Source organism: Pseudomonas sp. B21-051 (genome assembly GCF_024748795.1).
Lineage (GTDB): Bacteria > Pseudomonadota > Gammaproteobacteria > Pseudomonadales > Pseudomonadaceae > Aquipseudomonas > Aquipseudomonas putida_A.
In genome coordinates this window covers 2,696,784-2,714,993 of the sequence record NZ_CP087166.1, presented here as the reverse complement: position 1 = coordinate 2,714,993, position 18,210 = coordinate 2,696,784, and the positions used below count along the sequence as shown (strand labels likewise).

Below are 18,210 nucleotides of genomic sequence, written 5' to 3'. Positions count from 1 at the left end.
GCAACGGTCAGTCCCCGGACCTGCCGGGGACTGACCTTTCACCGGGTTTTACACGCCTGACAATTGCCCGGACGTACCGGGCATTTGTACGTTGGCGGCAGACAAGCCGATCCTTGCAATCTCCTCTCGCGACAACTCGATGAGCCTGGCATTTCGCGCGGCCGCCTGGTCGAACAACCTGCTCAGATACAGCGGATCGTCGGCACTCAGACCTTCGTCCTCGCCCTCCTCCAGCAACTGCACTTCATCCATTTGCCTGAACGCTTCGGGCTGCTGCTCCTTGAGATAATCCAACCAGTAATCGCGCTGGATCAGATCCTCCAGAAATCTCTCGGAACGTTCCGCGCTGACCACCTCGGCCCGCGCATTGACCAACTGCTGCGGGGTGACACCGGAGGCAAACTTCATGTTTTTCGGCTGCCCGGGCAATTCCAGTCCATCGTCCCAGCCCCCGGTCAGACCGATCCGGTAACCGAGGCGGACTTCGGCTTCATCGAAACCACTGCGCGCCGCCGCCGCTTTTGCCAGCTCATCGACCTTGTCCAGCCGAAACAGCTGCCGCGACAGCGACAACAAGGCCTCGCCGCGGATTCCCGGGCGGCCGGCCGGCAAATCGAGCAAGGCGTTGTAGGTGAAGACCTTGCTCTCCAGACCACTGAACGTAAGGATGCGCCCGTCCACGCAAGTCCCGTGTGTGGCCGAACCGGCGAAAATCACCTCGCGCAGCTCACTGTTGGCGGCGGCGGCCTCCATGACCACCCACACCCGTCGGGTCAGATCGGCGTTGGCCACGCGGAACTCCTGGGTGTCCTGCAATCGGTCGAGCAAATGGAAGAATGCCGCGCTATCCGGTTCCGCCGCCAGTTGATCCCAGAGTTTGTCGCGCACGGACGCCTGCTCCGCCGGCAGATTCACCAGCCACGGCGCCTTCTGTTGCGCATGGGCCTGTTCGCCCGGGAGGGTTTCGTCGGACTCGATGCTGTCGGTGGTTTCACTGAGCCCGCCGGCAACGTCGTCAGCCATTTCGTCCAGTTCGGCGCTGGAGAAACCGAGCACTCGCGGGCGGTTACCCGCAGCCTGATAGGTTCTGAGCCTTTGGAGGGATTCCTCCGAGAGGTTGTAGTTGTCAGTCAGGTCGGTGCCGTCCATCAGCTCATCGTACTGACCGTCCAGCGCCTGTTCGGGGATGGCGGTGATGTCGTTGCGACTGAGGTTGAGTGTCCGCAGATGCTGCGCATCCAGCGTCCCGTCCGGCCATTCGGTGAGGTTGTTGTTGCGCAGATCCAGACTTTGCAAATGCTCGAAATAGCTGACGTCGAACGCATCAAGATGGTTGTAGCTCAGGTCCAGTGTCTGCAGATGCGGCAGACCGGACAGCGCGGCATACAGCTGCTCACTGTCACTGAAGTTGTTGCTGGCCAGCTCGAGTCGCTCAAGCTGCGGCATTTGCCGGACGGCATCAGGCAGCGCTGCGAGTTCATTGCCACTGAGGGTCAGATTGCGCAGGTGGGTGAAGGACTTGAGAAAGCCGTTACTGCCCTCGGCCGTCACTCGTGTGCCTGTCAGGTTCAAGCTGCCGACATGCCCGAAATCCTCGGGCAGCGGCGGCAGATCGCCCAATTGCAGGCCGTTGAGATCCAGAACCGCATCGACCCCGGCAACTGACAACCTTGCGCGCCAACAGGTGAGGATCCGCCACGCCGCCAGGCTGCGCGATTGCGAGGAGATGACCCAGTCGACGCCACGGGTTTCCCGGGTATACAGCCAGCCATTGAGTTGGCGAACGAGGGTTTCAAAGGTCTGGCTCCAGCCGGTGATCCGCTCGCCGATCTGCACATCGGTCGCACCCTCATTGCGCAGCGCCTCGATCACTTGCGTGGCTTGTTCATCGGTAAGGGCCGGCTGCACTCGCTGCAGGTCCTGGCGCATCCGTGTCATCCCGGTACTGACCGGTGCCTGCGTCAGCGGCAGCAACTGGCGGGCCACTGATACACCGTTCTCTGCCGGCGGAAAGGTCGCCGGCACCGGCTGCCGGGCAAACGCATCCAGCGCGCCGGCAGGCAGGCCGAGGGTGTGCTCGAGCCGCAGTTGCGCCAGACGCAGTTCTGCCGACGCCACTTCGGTCAGTGGCGCACCGGTCAGGTTGGTATTGAGCAGCGAGGTATTTTCGAGCACGGCAGGCGGCAGCGTGCTGATACGAGTGTCGCGCAGGTCCAGCCACGCCAGTTGCGGCAGACCTTCAGCCCCTGTCGGCCACTGTTGCAGGTGCGTTGCCTGCAGGTCGAGGGCCTTCAAACGCTGCAGGCTGCCGACGTTCAGTTCGTTCAGCGGATTGTTCCGCAGATTCAGCTGTTCGAGGGCAGGCAACGTGCTCAACCCGCCCTGCAGGCCTGCAGTATCGGTCAATAGATTGTCGGCGAGGTCCAGGTGCACCAGGCGCGATAGGCTCTGCGACTCGATCGGCCATTCGCGCAAGGCATTGTTACTCAGATCAAGGGTTCGTACTTCGCTGAACGCGCTGACAAAAGCACGCATCTGTGCCGCTGCAACGCGCTGGCCGTTGAGCAGTAGCGTGCGTACATGCATAAATGCGTCTGCCGGTAATGCCGGCAGCTCGCTGAGCATCAGCCCCGACAAATCCAGGGTCGAAGCACTGATCGTCGCGCCGTAGCGTTTGAACATGCCCTTGCGCCAATTGGTTTTGAGGAGATGGGCCAGATTTGATCGCGCGAAGAGTTCGCGCAGCGATTCTGGCGACACCAACACGCGCTGCTGCCACTGATTGAGTTGGCTATCCAGCGCAGCATATTGATCGCTCAAGGCATTGATCGCGGTGAAACGCTGCTGCTCATCCGGCCATTGCTCGAAGAACCGATTGAACACCCCCTCGGGCGATTGATTCACGCCCTCGCCCAAGCGCCGCAACTCGCCACGGCAATAATCCCTGACCATCGTCTCTCGATCGATCAGGTGTTCTGGATGGGTCTTGACGTATTCGTACACGCCCGCGAAGTTTTCCCGGGAGAATCTTGACCAGTCCAGCGACAGCCCCGACCAGAGTTTTTCATGCCCCTGCAGCAGTGTTGCCGGCACAGTGCTGATTCCGGTGTCCCTGAGGTTCAGACGCTCCAGTGCCGGCAACTCCAGCGCACCCGCAGGCCAGTCGAACAATGAATAGGCGACGATTTCCAGTGTGCGCAGATTACGCATGCCGCTGACGTCGAAGGCGAGCGGCTGATAGCTCGAGGTGCTGACACTCAAGGTTTCCAGCCGGGTCAATTGGGCCAGGCGTGCTGGCATGTCGGCGGCATAGGGCATTGCGCTGTAGAGCGTCAGGTCAGTAAATTCCGGCAAGGTCTGCAACACCGCCGGCACGTTGGTGAACGCTTCTGCGGTGGCATTGATGCGTAGTGCCTTGAGCCTGGGGAAATTGCCCAACAGTTCATCGACGTTGGCATCGGTGATGCACCGCCCCCTGACTCGCAGATCACGCACATGCGAGAAATCCGCCGTCAGCACAGGCAACGGGTCATCGCAGGTCAGATCGAGGCGTGCGGCACTCGCGTGACTATCGGCCAGCGGCGAATTGCGCCAGCTCTGCTTGAGGCTGCGCACCACGCTGGATCGGCCGCCAATCATCGATTGCAACGTCGAGTCCGGAGCCGGCACACCTTCCCATTGCGCCAGCGACGATTCGAGTTCCTGCCATTCACGCAGGCGCCTTTGCAACAGCTCGTAGATCTGCGCGTCAGTCCGCCCGGCGGTCAATTGCTTGAGGATGAACCCGCCCGCCTGTTGATCGGTAAGCGCCGGATACACATCCTGTACACGCGTCACCAGCAGCGGGTTCACGCCTTCGCCACGACCGCTGGCGTAGTACCCCAGCCCGTGCTGGCGTACCCGCACCGGCGCCTTGAAGCGTTGCTTGTGGCCATGGCGTCTGCTCGCCAGTCGCGCCAGTTCGGCACGGTGTCGGGCCACATACCCGATCAGTGCCCGACGCAGCCCGGCACTGCGCGTCACCTGGGCAAAACCCAGGGCCTGTCGCGACTGATCGGGCAACGCATGGAGGATTGAGGCAAAAAAGTTGTCGCCGTGACGCGGCACACTGTTGAGCTCTTCGCCGCGCTCGTTGTACGCCTGATAAACCGGCCCGCGCTTGACCAGATACTTGGTCTGGCCGGCACTTTCGCTGCCGATACTGTCAAGCAACGGCCCGTCGAGGCTGCCTTCGCGCACTTCAAGCCGCACCTCGTCCGACCAGCCCGGCAGTCGTTCCAGGGCGCGCAAGGCCAGCCATTGGCTTTCGCTGCCGCCGGCATTCTCCATGTGCAGGCCGGCGACCGCGTGGTTGAATCGGCGTTGTCGGGCAAATTCACGGGAGATCTCCAGCAGGCGCAACGGCACCCGCTGACCGCTTTGCAGGCGCGCCAGCTCCTCGGCGTTCGCCTCCAGCAGCACGCGGATTGCCGCCGAACTGCCCAACCCCGGTGTGGCGGCTTGTAGCCTGGCGATTCGTCGGTCGTTCAACGCGGGCTCGTCATAGAGCCTGTCAAACATCGCCGGTTGCCGGGTGCGCAGGTAATCGGCGATCTGTTTGCGCAGTTCCAGCGGCCGGGATTCGACCACGCGCGCCGGCTCGGCGCCCAGCAGCCAACGTGTTTGCGGCTCATCCAGCGCGGCCAGAATGCGTTCAGGCAATTGGCCGTCGAGCACTTCGGCGCGGGTCACCTGGATCGGCGTGCGCATCTGGCTCTCGATTGAGCCTGATTCCGCGCCGAACAGTCGGCTGGGGCCGGACAGCTGCGCTCCGTCGAAGACTTCCAGAATCGACCCGCTAGGCCAGCGCGGCATTTGCGTGAGCATTGGCAGCGTCAGCAGATACGAATCATCCAGGCTGGTACCTCGTTCGACCTGATCGATCAGCCGCCCGACCTGCTGCTCCGCCTCATACAAACGCAGCGTGTCGGCCAGGGCCAGTGGCGCTGGCTGATGATCGAGGTGCATCTGACGCAGCGCCTCATTACTGACACCACTGACATCGGCGATTTCGAGCAGTTGCGCATCCGAAAACGCCTCAGTCGAATGACCGATGCGCCGCAGCAGGGTCAGTCGATCCCAGCTCAGCGGTCGCTCCAGGCTGTGGCGCCAGGCACCCAGTCGATTGTGCTCAAGGATCGGTTGATATGCCGCAGGATCATGCGGGTGGCGGATGCGCCAGCTTTTCAGGGTCTCGTCATAGTGCGTCTGGTAGACCTTGCCCTGCTGGCGAATGAAAGTCTTGCCGTCGAATCGATACACGCCCTGCGTATCGGGCACGGCACTCGCCGGCAGGACACTGTCGCTGGCGTAAGCATCAAGGTCAGGCTTCCACAAGCGAACCGAGCCGTCAGGCCGTTCGACCGGCTGCAGTTGCTCGATCACGGGCTCGGCGGAGGCCGCTTGCAGTCGGCCCGCGCCTTTGCCCACCGCGCCCATCACGCCAATCAGCGCCAGGTTCTGCGCCACATCGACCAGATGCGCCTTGGCAGCCTGGCGATCACCTTCAGACCATTCGATGGCGCCCTCGAACGACTCATAGAGCAGTTGCCCGGCCATCACGGTCATCATGATTTCGCCCAGTACCGGGACGAACATCGACACCATGTTCAACGCCATCATGCCGAGTTCGAGCAGATGACTGAGTTTTTCTGCGCGTACCCGGGCATCGACATCCGCAGTGGGGACGGCATGGGCACGCGCGTCGGCAATGAATTTGGCCCGGTGCTGTTCGTAGAGGTATTGCCACAGATCGGTGTTGTCCGCCCAAATCCCGGCCACGCCCTTGCGGGTGGTTGGCAACGGGTCGAGATACGGGTCAGGCTGCGGCTCGCGCTTGCCGGGGGCTTCGGGTGGCAGCTCCTTGATCCGCGCGATGGTCGACAGTGGCGGTATCAGCTGCGCGACCTTGACCCAGATTGAATGCAATGGGTCACTCGGAGAGTCCGCTGCCTTTTGAGTGAACTGACTGAAATAGTAAGGACGGTCGGCATAGGCCACGAACTGACTGAAAAACTGCTGGTAAGCGGTCGGTCCTGGCCCGGAAGCCGCGGGGTCAGCAGCGGTGAACTTGCGTTTGAACACCTCACGCATCTGCGCCATGGTGTAACGCTTGAGCGGGTGTTGCGGATCATGGGGAATGTAGACGATGAATTCGTTGGTGTAGCGGTAGCGCTCGCTGATGCTGAACACCACGCAACCGGTCATCCGCCGCTTCATCAGGCTCAGATCACGAAACCACACGGCCTTGCCGCCGAGCTGCGGGTGGATCTGGCCGTCCACCACCGACAGAATCATCCGGTAGTCGGCGGGCTCGATGTCCTGTTTCAGCAGCGCCCATTCGGCGGCGGCACGCAACGCGGTTTTCTGGCTGGCAATGAAGTGCCGGCGCAAGGTGTCGGTTTTCTCGAAAAACGCTTTGATCCGTGCCTGATAACGGGCACCGACGTCCAGCGAACGACACAGCGTCAGAAACTGCCTGACCGTAATGCCGATTTCTGTTGCCTGAAACTCGCCCAGGGTCGCCGTCTCGACCACGAAACCGGATCTGGCGTGATAGGCACCCGCTTCACATTCCCGAGCCTCGAAGTTGTGCAATGCCGCTTGCAGCAAGGGCAACTTCAACACTTCGAACGTAGAGACTTCAACTTCCAGCACTCCGAGTTCGAGGGGCCGTCTGAGACACAGCAAGGTCTTGCCGAGATCGACCGTCACGTTGAACTGATCCTTGAGTGCCTTGCCGAGCAGCGCCTGGGCAAATGCATCGAGGCTTTCAAGGCCGGCCATGGTTCTGTCGAGTCGGCTCTGGGCGACAAAGGCCGCCGTGACCCGCTCTTTCAACGCTTGTTGCTGATGATTCGGGAAAGGGTGATAGCCGTGCGCTGGCCGTGTACTGGCCGCTTTCATCGCGGCTCGCCGTGCGGGCGAGGCGGCAATCAGCCAATCGGGGATCATCTGCTCCAGCAGCTTGCCGTGAAGGCTGGCGCTGACCGGCGCACGGGGCAATGTCGGGGGATGAGTGGACATCCTGTCTCTCCTGAAAAATGGGAGGACAGGACACCATGTCCGCAGCGCTGATCTGCGGTACATAGTTATCGTATTGGCGTGGACTTGTTACCGGACAAGTCATGAGCCCGCGTGCGACCACGGCACAACCCGCTGGATTGACTATGCTCTCGGGACAGCCTTTCGGACGGGGGATTTATGGACGATCCAGTCGACAACAAGCCACCGAGCTTCTGGCAGATGCTGCACAGCGTGATGGCTGCGGCATTCGGCGTGCAAAGCGGGAAAAACCGGGCAAGGGACTTCACCCATGGCAAGCCCAGTCATTTCGTGATCCTGGGGATCGGCTTCACCGCCGTGTTCGCCTTGACGCTGTTTGCCATCGTCAAACTGGTGCTGCATTTCGCCGGGGTCTGACAGGGTTCAGTGCATCAGGATCTGCAGGCTGAACGGGTAGCGATAGGACGCGGGACGGTCCTTGGCCGACAACTTGCGAAAACTCACGCCGTAATCCGGCGCGGCGCCCATGGCCAGCATTTGCTGTGCCTGATGCTGGTCGATCAGTTGCAGCAGCGACAATTGCCGGTCACGTCCGCCATGCCGGTCCAGATCGACGCCCTGATCGTAATCATGCAATTCCACCAGCGCCCAGCCACCCAGCGTGAAGTGTCCGCCCACCAGCGCGCTCAAGCGTCCATCGACTATCGCCTGCAATGCCTCGGGTGAGGTGTTGACTGCGCTGAACAGCGTATCTTTACCCGGGACTTTGCCGGCTTCGGCAAACGCATGCATGGCGCCGAAGGCCATTTCATCATTGGCTGCCCACACCAGCGATACTTTCGGATAACGGCTGACCAGTTGCCGCGCCTGCTCGTAGGCACGTTGCCGGGTCCAGCCGCCGTACACCAGTTGCCGCAGTCGAATCTGCGGATGCTCGGCCAGTGCGCGTTGCATGCCTTGCTCGCGCAATTGCGCTGACGGGGTGATCTTCAGACCGGAAAACGCCAGTACTTCAATCTGTTCGCCCCGCGCCACGGGAGGATGCAGGCGAATCAGTTCCTTCATCATCAGGTAGCCACCCTCCTCGTCATTCGGCACCAGGCTGCCGATGCGATCGGCACGCTCGCCGATCATCGCCTGCTGATCAGGGGTCAGCACCGCGTTGACCATGAACAGCTTGACCCCGCTGCCCTCCGCCATACGCAGGATCTGCGGCGCCACGTACTGCTCGTTGACGAACACCAGATAGTCGGGACGATTCGGTCCCTGCAGGGCAACTCTGGCCTGAGCCAGGGTGAATTCCGGCTGGCGATGGGAATAGAGAATCTGCAAATCGACGGCCAGGTCACGGGCGGCCGCCTGCATGAATTGCGAATAGCTGACCCAGAAGGCCTCCTGAGTCGAACCCGGGTTGAGGAACAGCACCGACTCCGCTTTCGCTGCGACGCTGACAGCCGCGCCGAACAGCAGCAGGCTGAGATGGACAAACTTCAACATTGAATGATCCGGGCCCAAGGAAAAATGGCCGCGCATTATAGCCCTCGAACCAGCGACTATTGACGCCTGATCCCGTTTTTTGTCCGACAATCGTCGGAAGCGGACCCGGATCGGTCGTTTACTGATGACTGACCCAGAATACCGCCGTCCCTACTACCAGAATAATCAGGAACAGAATGGCCCATGCATCGACACTGCTATCGCTTTTTCTTGCCTTGGTCGGATTGCTCATTGCATCGCCTCTTGTCGGTTTTATCGGTGATTGCAGAAAGACTCGATCACAGTTAAGACGATGATTGTCCCCGCGACAAATGTGGGTTAATCAACAACCATTCTCGTTAGGCGATTTGGTTCTTTACATATACTCAAACATCACTTTTGCGCATAACTGCAAACGGGTATATTGCCCCGGCTCCGTTAGGGAGTGCGCGGCCGTGCGCGCGTAATTGCCGAGGCACCATCGGACTCCAGCAAGCGAAAACGCAGCGTTTTCCGAGTAGCCCAAAGCCTGAGAACAGGACTTATATGTACGTATACGACGAGTACGATCAGCGGATCATCGAGGACCGCGTCAAGCAGTTCCGTGATCAGACCCGACGCTATCTGGCAGGCGAGCTGAGCGAAGAAGAATTCCGCCCCCTGCGCCTGCAAAATGGCCTCTACATCCAGCGTTTTGCCCCGATGTTGCGCGTGGCGGTGCCTTACGGCCAACTGACTTCCCGTCAGGTGCGCATGATGGCCAAGATTGCCCGCGACTACGACAAGGGCTACGCCCACATCAGTACCCGGCAGAACGTGCAGTTCAACTGGCCGGCGGTGGAAGATATCCCGGATATCCTCGCCGAACTGGCCACCGTGCAGATGCACGCGATCCAGACCAGCGGCAACTGCCTGCGCAACGTCACCACCGACCAGTTCGCCGGTGTCGCCGCCGATGAACTGATCGACCCACGCCCATGGTGCGAAATCGTCCGTCAGTGGACTACATTCCACCCGGAATTCGCCTACCTGCCGCGCAAGTTCAAGATCGCCGTCAACGGTTCGACCGCTGACCGTGCCGCCATCGAAGTCCACGACATCGGCCTGGAGCCGGTACACAACGCCGCCGGCGAGCTGGGCTTCCGTGTGCTGGTCGGCGGTGGCCTGGGCCGTACCCCGGTGGTCGGCGCCTTCATCAACGAATTCCTGCCATGGCAGGACCTGTTGAGCTACCTCGACGCCATCCTGCGGGTGTACAACCGCTATGGCCGTCGCGACAACAAATACAAGGCGCGGATCAAGATCCTCGTCAAGGCGCTGACCCCTGAAGTGTTCGCGCAAAAAGTCGATGCCGAGATGGAACACCTGCGCGGCGGCCAGACCACACTGACCGAAGCCGAGCTGCATCGCGTCGCCAAACACTTCGTTGATCCGGACTACAAGGCGCTGGAGAACCAGACCGCCGCCCTGGCCGAACTCGACAAGGAGCATCCGGGTTTCGCCCGCTGGCGCTCGCGCAACACCCTGGCGCACAAGAAGCCGGGCTATGTCGCCGTGACCCTGTCGCTGAAACCGACCGGCGTTGCGCCGGGCGACATCACCGACAAGCAGCTGGACGCCGTCGCCGACCTGGCCGAGCGCTACAGCTTCGGTCAACTGCGCACCTCCCACGAGCAGAACATCATTCTCGCCGACGTCGAGCAGAGCCAGTTGTTCACCCTCTGGGGCGAGCTGCGTGAAGGCGGTTTTGCCACGCCGAACATCGGCCTGCTGACCGACATCATCTGCTGCCCGGGCGGTGATTTCTGCTCGCTGGCCAACGCCAAGTCGATCCCGATCGCCGAATCGATCCAGCGCCGTTTCGACGACCTGGACTACCTGTTCGACATCGGTGAGCTGGACCTGAACATCTCCGGTTGCATGAACGCCTGTGGTCACCACCACGTCGGCCACATCGGCATCCTCGGGGTGGACAAGAAAGGTGAAGAGTTCTACCAGGTCTCCCTCGGTGGCAGCGCCAGCCGTGACGCGAGCCTGGGCAAGATCCTCGGCCCCTCCTTCGCCCAGGACGACATGCCGGACGTGATCTCGAAGCTGATCGACGTGTACGTTGAACAACGTACCGAAGACGAGCGCTTCATCGACACCTACCAGCGTATTGGCATCGACCTCTTCAAGGAACGCGTCTATGCAGCGAATCATTAAGAACAACGAAGTCGTCGACGAAACCTGGCACTTGCTGCCCAAGGACGCGACCCTCGACGGCATCTCCAACTGCGACGACCTGATCGTGCCGCTGGCCCTGTGGCGTGATCATGCTCACGCGCTCAAGGCCCGCGACGGCGGTCTGGGTGTGTGGCTGGACGCCGATGAAGAAGCCGAGGAAATCGGTGAGGACGTCGCGCAGTTTCAGGTGATCGCCCTGAACTTCCCGGCCTTCACCGATGGCCGCAACTACTCCAACGCCCGCCTGCTGCGTGACCGTTACGGTTTCAAAGGCGAACTGCGGGCGATAGGCGATGTGCTACGCGATCAGCTGTTCTACATGCGCCGTTGCGGTTTCGATGCGTTCGCCCTGCGCGCCGACAAGGACCCGTACGATGCGCTGGAAAGCCTGAAAGACTTCTCGGTGACCTACCAGGCCGCCACTGACGAACCGCTGCCGCTGTTCCGTCGCCGCTGATCGAATACGCCTTGAGCACCTCCTCAAGGCGTACTCCCCTCCTCTTCTGTATCCGAACTGGCCAGCTCGTTGGCCGGATGGCGCGCCAGTGCCTGATCGGTGAGCTGGCGAATCAGGGCCTGACGTTCATTTCTGAAATTGTCGTGAATCGCGTTCATCTGCACCGCCGCCTGATCGCGCGCCAGTTCGGTCTGCTCCTCCAGACGCACCAAGGCCTGCGAAGTCCGAACATAGACAAGGGCGAAAGCGTCGGGATGCGCCGATTCGAGAAATTCGACCCAGAATCGCTGGCCGATACACCATTCGGGAAACGCCGAAGAGCCTTCGATACGCATGACGGCCTGATAAGCCTGATCCAGTTCTACCTGCGAAACCTCGACATTCAACGGACTGCTCATCGCCCTTGGCTGCCCAGGCAAATTCAGGCACGCCGCCAGCCCCACCCGATAGGCCAGACTGAATTCGAGTGCATGCTCGTAGACACTCAGTTGGGCGCGGCCGTTGATCTGCGCCAACGTCCGATCTTCAAGCGTTTGCAGGCGAAACAAGCCTCTGAGCAAATGCGTCAATTGCCGCTCCAGCGGCGCGCCACCGCCCCCCCGCCGCGACCGTGGCTCGATAACACAGAACCTGTACTTCCATCTCACTGAACACAGCGGAATAACCATCGACACTGGTGGCGACGCGCGCCGTGCGGAACAATTCGCTGCGCAACCGCGTGTCTTCAGCGGCCGCCTCGACCACATTCCACACACGCTGGCTGAAATACGGGTACAACCGGGTGTAATCGGCCGTGTGGATCAATTGTGAAAGCACATTGAAGAAATCCCGCGAGCCGGGCGCTGTCCGTACAGCCTCCCAGGTAACGCTACGCGGTATCGCTTCGACGGCAGGCCTGCCGGTCAGCCAGCGGGCACTCTGGCCCTCATACGACACGCTGGGTAGCGGCTGGTGTCGATAGACCCGGGCCATTACACCGAAACTGACGCCGTTCGCCTGCTGATACGTCGCAATCTGTCGCAAGGTGTCAGGCGACAAGGGGTTACCCATAAGGCGAACAGCGCGGGTGACCACCAGCGGAGCCCTGAGTAGCACCTCCGGTATTGTGCTTATCTGGTTATCGCGCAGATCGATCAGTTGCGGTCGTTGCAAACCGGTGGTTCCCTCGGGCCAATGATCGATTGCGCAACCGCGCAAGCGCAGTCTTTCCAGATCCGGTAGCGAGTTGACATCCGGGGCATGCGCAAGATCAACATTGAAGTCTAGGCTCAACACCCGCAGCTTTTTCAGCTGCGTCAGTGGCGGCACCGATGCAGAAGACAGACGAATACGGTTCTCGCTCAGATCCAGATGCGTCAAACAGGGCATGCGCGCCAATGCCATCGGTAACTGGGCCAATTGGTTGCCCCTCAGGGAAAGGCTGCGCAAATTTCTGAAATGACGCAAAAATGCCGTCAGCCCCAGCGGCGTAGTGCCGTCCATGACCAGATGCGTGACATGACTGAAATCCCCGACCAGCAGTGGCAACTCTCCCAAAGGCTCCGGGGCGAAGCTCAAGGTGTCGGGTGGCGCGTCGCCCGAGGCCCCCGGTTCTCTGCGCCAGCAGCGGATGATCGCGCGCATGGCACGGGCCTTCGCTGACTTTGGAACGTCAAGCAATGCGCCATCGGTCCCGTTGTACTGCGTTTGCCGCGTCACCCAACGACTCAAGACTTCGCGAATACCGAGAAACTCCAGGCGCAGCAATTCCAGCTTCATCAGCACCAGGATCTCATTGCGGCCCAAGACGTTGAGTAGCGCATGGATCTGTGCAGGGGAATAGGCCGGGTAGAGTTCCTGAATACGTCGCACCCCGACTGAAATGCTTGCACCTGAGTTCGCCCAGGGCCCTGCCGAGGGCCGGTCAGCCAAGGCCATCGGCGAATAGTCGCCGGGACGTTCGCCCATGGCCCTGGCAAACGTTGTTCGCCGTTTCATCGCAAGTTCGGTGATTTTCTCCCGCAGCCCGTTTGCCCCGGTCTCGAGCGACAGGCCCAACGCGACCTTGCGTTGCGCCGACAACCCATGCCAGAGAGCCTGGAAATAATGCTCGCGGGTGCGCCCGGAAAATGATTTCAGCGCAGCATCAGTACCCTGCAGAACGCTGATGCGGTCCGCCGACACATTGATGATCACCCGCTCACTGGATGTGCTTGACGCCGTCGTCGCAACACTGCCGTGACTGCCCGACCACTCCTGTATCTCGATCGCTGAAGCCCCTGACCAGCCCGGCAAATGTTCAAGGGTATCGAGCACCAGGCGATTGGTACTGTGACCACCGCCACTATCCAGGTACAGGCCTTCATAGGCTCGACACACAGCAATCGCCTGTTGATAGCGCCGCACCTCCTGCGCCAGCCGCAATGGTACGCGGGCAGCGTCCAGCTCCTGCGCTTCGCCATCCAGGGCACTGCCCGCCAGCTCCTCGGCAACACTGGCCGGCAGATCGGCAAAGGTCTTCATCAGCAACGCCACACGACCATTGCCCGGCGCTTCGCGGCGTCGATAGATTCGCTGGAACAACGGCTCCCGTCGACCTTGTGCCTGCTGGCCGACGATTTGCACCAGCTTGCGTGTCTGAACCGCCGAATCCTGGCTCGTCAGGCCGAGCAAGGTATTGCGCCGCTGGCTGCCGAGTGCAGCCAGCAGAGAACGGTACAGCTTCCCCCGATGCACATCCTGCTGAGTTATCTTCAGAATCGTGGTAGCGGTGGGTGCGCCATAACGATTGATTGGCGTGTCCGCTGCATCGACGACACTGATGACGCAGTCTGCCGGCCAACTGGTCGAGGTCGTCAGCAGGTGCAATTGCAGGTCAGCATCCGCCATGGGTGCCGACAACGGAATCTGCAGTTGCTCGATAAACTCCGTCACTGCTGCATCGGCGCGAAATCGCCACACCGTGTCGAGCAGCAAGGCCGGCGGATGAACGCGATCTACATGGATCTGACGCAACACGCTGTCTTCGATACCGCTGACAGCCAGAGCCTGCAGCGCACTGGCATCCGACAGCTCCTCGCGGGGATGGCCGAAGCGGCGAAACAGCTTCAATCGATCCCAGTCCTGAACCAGTTCGCTGTCATGACGCCAGGCCCCTCGGTCGTTGGTTTCGAGCAACGGTGAATAGCGGCTCGTCGATTCCGGGGGCGGCAGTACTTCCCACAGCCCGGTCTGAGGCTCGGGGCGCACCGCATAGTGCAAGCCATCGAGCGTCAGGTACGCCTGGCCATCGACCCAACGCAAGCCGCGGCCATCGCGACGTACTCCGGCTGGCAAGGCCCGACGCTGTTGATATACGTGCAGCTCAGGCTTCCAAAGGCGCGACTGCCCTGAAGCCAGTTTGACCATGCGCAGGCGCTCGATAAAAGCCGATGACTTGACGACTTTGAGCGCGCTGCCCGCGACCCGTGTGCCCGCCGCGAAAGCCGCCATCAGAATCAGGTTTTCGATGACATCGAAAAAGTAATCGGTGGCCTGCTCCTGCTCGCCTCTGGACCAACTGGCAATCCCTTCATAGATCTGCGAGAGCAACTGCACCGCAGTGATCGCCAACAACACCTCGCCGACAACAGGGATGAACGATGCGGCGACCAGCAGCAGATCGACGCCGATCGCCTTGTAGGTGTCCAGTCGGGCCAGTCGGGTTTTCTCGTCTTCATCGCCCGTGGGAACCACGACAAGCCGAGCGTCGGCCATGGTCTGTTCGGCGTGCTGGCGATACATCAGGCTGAATGGCCCCCCCGTAAAATCGACACCTGACAACGTCACGTACAACGCGGTATGAGGCAGGATTGAATGACTGCGCGGATACAACCGCCCATCGAGCTCGTTCACCCACGCTGTGCGCTCACTGATCTTGATGTAGCGCATGAAGAATCGGCGAAACGCTGCGCCTTTCAACCGCTCGCTCAACTGTTTCTCGAAATCGCTGAAGGATGGATACTCCTTGAGCGGGTGCAACGGATCACCCGGCAGGTAAACAACGCAACGGTAGTCGTTATCGGCGTGCTCGCTGACCGGGCCGATAAACAGCGCACCGTTGAGTGTGGCGCCAAGCATCCGCAAGGCCTGATAACCCAGCGTGTTGTTGCCCAGTTTGATCGTGTCCTGGTTGTCCTTGATTGCCTGCAACATCTCATGCACTTCGACACTGATATGTTTCTTCATCAATGCGACGTGCCGATCCACCTCGAATCGACACTGCAAGTTAGCAGCAAACTTGCTGCGCAACGGATTGATCTCGGCGTCGACATTGAATACCGCACGAAGATGAGTCTGATATTGCATACCCAAGTCCAGGGTTCGACACAACAGCGCAAACTCATGGGGCTGGATCGATAATATATCCGCGTCTCGACCGGTTACTTTTTCGGGAATATAGATCAAGGAGGTATCGTTATAATTTGTGGCCTGAGTCTCGCTGAGTTCGAAGTTTTCGCAGGCGGCCGTGAGCAGATCCCGATCGAATGGCAACACCAGTTTCCTGCGCAAGCCCAGCAGACTGGAGGTGGAGCGCACGTGCTGAAAAATAACTCCCGTTATCACCAGCGGCTGGCCAAGTCTTTGCGACATGGCACTGGTGAGCAACGGCGCGCAAAACGCTTCGGGGGACTTGAGCGTCTTCAGAAACGGGTCCACTTCACTCTGGGCGCGATGGCTGGCAATCATGCTTTGATAAAGTTTCTGACGCAGTTCATCCGATGCTGACAGCAGCCAGCCGGGAGCATTATTCTTGATCAACTCAAAGAACATGCCTTTTTGTTCGGGTGTTAATACAGGCGCGACAGCCTGGACAGGTAAGGAAGACATACTGAATTCTCGAAAACTGAAAGTAGCAACAGCTTATCGAGCAGGCTTTTTTATAAAAGCGCGAATTGCCGATGAAAAACTTCAAGTTCGAATCAACTATTCAAACTCAAACTATACCTATATACCGCCACCATAAAAAAACCCCTTTCACCGTTACAGTGAAAGGGGTTTTTCTTTGGCCTTTTCTTACCAGAAGCGTTGCTGGGTCAAGCGACTCCACCAGCTCAGCAGCACGCGATCCACTGAACCGCTGGCAGCCATGCCGATGCGCTCCTGCAGGCTTTTGCGTTCGGCATAATGCAAGTGATAAACCTCGGCTTTCTTCGCCCGGTCTGCCAGGTATTCATCGCTGGTCTTGAGCTCGTCGACCAGTTGTTTGTCCAGTGCCGCCACGCCGAGCCAGACCTCACCGGTGGCTACTTCGTCGATGGCCAGTTGCGGGCGATAACGGGCGACGAAGTTCTTGAACAGCTGATGGGTGATGTCCAGGTCTTCCTGGAACTTCTCGCGGCCCTTCTCGGTGTTTTCGCCGAACACGGTCAGGGTGCGTTTGTACTCACCGGCGGTCAGCACTTCAAAATCGATGTCGTGCTTTTTCAGCAGACGGTTGACGTTGGGCAACTGCGCCACCACGCCGATCGAGCCGAGAATCGCGAACGGCGCGCTGATGATCTTCTCGCCAATGCACGCCATCATGTAACCACCGCTGGCGGCGACCTTGTCGATGCACACGGTCAACGGCACGCCGGCCTCGCGGATACGTGCCAGTTGCGACGACGCCAGACCGTAGCTGTGGACCATGCCGCCGCCGCTTTCCAGACGCAGGACTACTTCGTCCTTTGGCGTGGCTAGTGTCAGCAGTGCGGTGATTTCGTGACGCAGGCTCTCGGTGGCCGAGGCCTTGATGTCACCGTCGAAATCGAGCACGAACACCCGGGATTTGCTCTCGGGTTTGTTCTTCTGCTTCTTCTCGGATTTTTCCGATTTGGCCTGGCCCTTGCGCAAGGCCTTGAGCTGATCCTTGTCGAGCAGAGTCTGCTCCAGACGTTCACGCAAGCCTTTATAAAAATCGTTGAGCTTGCTGACCTGCAGCTGCCCCGCCGACTTGCGCCGGCCCTTGCTGCGCAATGCAGCAAAACTGGCGAGCACCACCAGGATGGCGACCACCAGTGTCACGGTCTTGGCCAGGAAGCTGGCGTATTCGGTGAAAAACTCCACAGAGACTCCTTAAAACAATGCGCGGATGCAAAACACGCGCGGGATGGTTGCAGCATACCCATGCCTCGCCCCGTCGGCCAGCCGTGAAACCTCTGGCAACAGGCCTGTAACGAGCATTTCAAACAAGCGTATGTTTTTTCATTGACAGCACTCCGTCATCCTCATAACCTCGCCAAACCTTCAACGTACCGGGATGACGCGGACGTGGGCAGCATCTATCTGATTCGACATGGCCAGGCCTCCTTTGGTGCAGACGACTATGACGTCCTGTCGCCCATCGGTGTGCGCCAGGCAGAAGTCCTTGGCCAGCACCTCGCTGATCTCGGGATCAGCTTCGATCGCTGCCTGGCCGGCGACCTCCGCCGTCAGCAACACACGGCCACTAGCGCGCTGGAACAGCTCAGCGCCAAGGGCCTGTCGGTACCGACGCTGGAGACCGACTCCGCGTTCAACGAGTTCGATGCCGACGCGATCATCCGCGCTCTGATCCCCGCCATGCTCGAGGACGAGCCGGAAGCCATCGACATCCTGCGCAACGCGGCGCAGAACCGCGCCGAATTCCAGCGCATTTTTGCCCTGGTGATCGAGCGCTGGCTGGCGGGCACCTACGACACACCCGGACTGGAAAGCTGGCTGGGTTTTGTCGAGCGAGTACAGGGCGGATTGCACCGGATCCTCGAACAGGCCGGCAGCCACCAGAAAATCGCCGTATTCACCTCCGGCGGCACCATTACTGTCCTGCTCCATCTGATTACCCAAATGCCTGCCAAACAGGCCTTTGAACTGAATTGGCAAATCGTCAACACCTCGCTCAACCAGCTGAAGTTCCGCGGTCGCGAGGTGGCTTTGGCCTCCTTCAACAGTCACGCACATCTGCAACTGCTGAAGGCTCCGGAACTCATCACTTTCCGCTGAGTCCGGATAATTGTGACCCTTGCTGT

At 60.1% G+C, this 18,210-nt stretch carries 9 protein-coding genes; 4 read left to right on the top strand and 5 right to left on the bottom strand.

Annotation, left to right across the window (positions count from 1 at the left end; genetic code table 11):
- Positions 1-48 precede the first annotated feature (48 nt).
- Entirely contained in the window at positions 49-7,065 is a 7,017-nt protein-coding gene (locus LOY52_RS12115) for an NEL-type E3 ubiquitin ligase domain-containing protein (RefSeq protein ID WP_258679631.1), read from the bottom strand.
- 177 nt (positions 7,066-7,242) lie between these two features.
- Between LOY52_RS12115 and LOY52_RS12110 the strand changes: the two genes are divergently transcribed.
- Complete coding sequence (locus LOY52_RS12110; protein WP_025112547.1) at positions 7,243-7,461, top strand: DUF2970 domain-containing protein; 219 nt, start codon at positions 7,243-7,245, stop codon at positions 7,459-7,461.
- Positions 7,462-7,467: 6 nt separating this feature from the next.
- On the opposite strand, the gene LOY52_RS12105 is transcribed toward LOY52_RS12110, so the two are convergent.
- Positions 7,468-8,541, bottom strand: a complete 1,074-nt coding sequence (locus tag LOY52_RS12105) for an ABC transporter substrate-binding protein (protein ID WP_258679630.1) — start codon at positions 8,539-8,541, stop codon at positions 7,468-7,470.
- A gap of 525 nt (positions 8,542-9,066) precedes the next feature.
- Between LOY52_RS12105 and LOY52_RS12100 the strand changes: the two genes are divergently transcribed.
- Together LOY52_RS12100 and LOY52_RS12095 are read left to right on the top strand one after the other, a co-directional pair.
- The gene (locus LOY52_RS12100; protein ID WP_007967865.1) at positions 9,067-10,725 is read left to right on the top strand and encodes a nitrite/sulfite reductase; all 1,659 of its coding nucleotides are present in this window, start codon (positions 9,067-9,069) and stop codon (positions 10,723-10,725) included.
- Positions 10,709-11,203 (top strand): DUF934 domain-containing protein, encoded by a 495-nt coding sequence (locus tag LOY52_RS12095; RefSeq protein WP_258679629.1) that lies wholly within the window; start codon positions 10,709-10,711, stop codon positions 11,201-11,203. The genes LOY52_RS12100 and LOY52_RS12095 overlap by 17 nt, the downstream gene beginning before the upstream one ends.
- Before the next feature lie 23 nt (positions 11,204-11,226).
- Here the strand turns inward: LOY52_RS12095 and LOY52_RS12090 are convergent, their stop codons facing one another.
- The 3 genes from LOY52_RS12090 to sohB all read right to left on the bottom strand — a co-directional run bounded on the left by LOY52_RS12090 (position 11,227) and on the right by sohB (position 17,269).
- Positions 11,227-11,772: an NEL domain-containing protein gene (locus tag LOY52_RS12090; RefSeq protein WP_258679628.1), complete on the bottom strand. Its 546-nt coding sequence runs from the start codon at positions 11,770-11,772 to the stop codon at positions 11,227-11,229.
- Complete coding sequence (locus tag LOY52_RS12085; protein ID WP_258679627.1) at positions 11,729-16,051, bottom strand: dermonecrotic toxin domain-containing protein; 4,323 nt, start codon at positions 16,049-16,051, stop codon at positions 11,729-11,731. Before LOY52_RS12085 ends, LOY52_RS12090 begins: the two co-directional genes overlap by 44 nt.
- 186 nt (positions 16,052-16,237) lie before the next feature.
- Positions 16,238-17,269, bottom strand: coding sequence for a protease SohB (sohB, locus tag LOY52_RS12080; RefSeq protein ID WP_123586537.1), 1,032 nt, complete (start codon positions 17,267-17,269; stop codon positions 16,238-16,240).
- 204 nt (positions 17,270-17,473) lie between these two features.
- Here sohB and LOY52_RS12075 point away from each other — a divergent pair, with 204 nt between their 5' ends.
- Entirely contained in the window at positions 17,474-18,184 is a 711-nt protein-coding gene (locus tag LOY52_RS12075) for a histidine phosphatase family protein (RefSeq protein ID WP_258679626.1), read from the top strand.
- The last annotated feature ends 26 nt before the right edge of the window (positions 18,185-18,210 follow it).

What these genes read in the sequence shown, in the direction of transcription:
- LOY52_RS12105 (WP_258679630.1), bottom strand. Translation starts at nt 8,541, where the DNA reads ATGTTGAAGTTTGTCCATCTCAGCCTGCTGCTGTTCGGCGCGGCTGTC.
- LOY52_RS12085 (WP_258679627.1), bottom strand. Translation starts at nt 16,051, where the DNA reads ATGTCTTCCTTACCTGTCCAGGCTGTCGCGCCTGTATTAACACCCGAA.
- LOY52_RS12110 (WP_025112547.1), top strand. Translation starts at nt 7,243, where the DNA reads ATGGACGATCCAGTCGACAACAAGCCACCGAGCTTCTGGCAGATGCTG.
- LOY52_RS12115 (WP_258679631.1), bottom strand. Translation starts at nt 7,065, where the DNA reads ATGTCCACTCATCCCCCGACATTGCCCCGTGCGCCGGTCAGCGCCAGC.
- LOY52_RS12095 (WP_258679629.1), top strand. Translation starts at nt 10,709, where the DNA reads ATGCAGCGAATCATTAAGAACAACGAAGTCGTCGACGAAACCTGGCAC.
- LOY52_RS12100 (WP_007967865.1), top strand. Translation starts at nt 9,067, where the DNA reads ATGTACGTATACGACGAGTACGATCAGCGGATCATCGAGGACCGCGTC.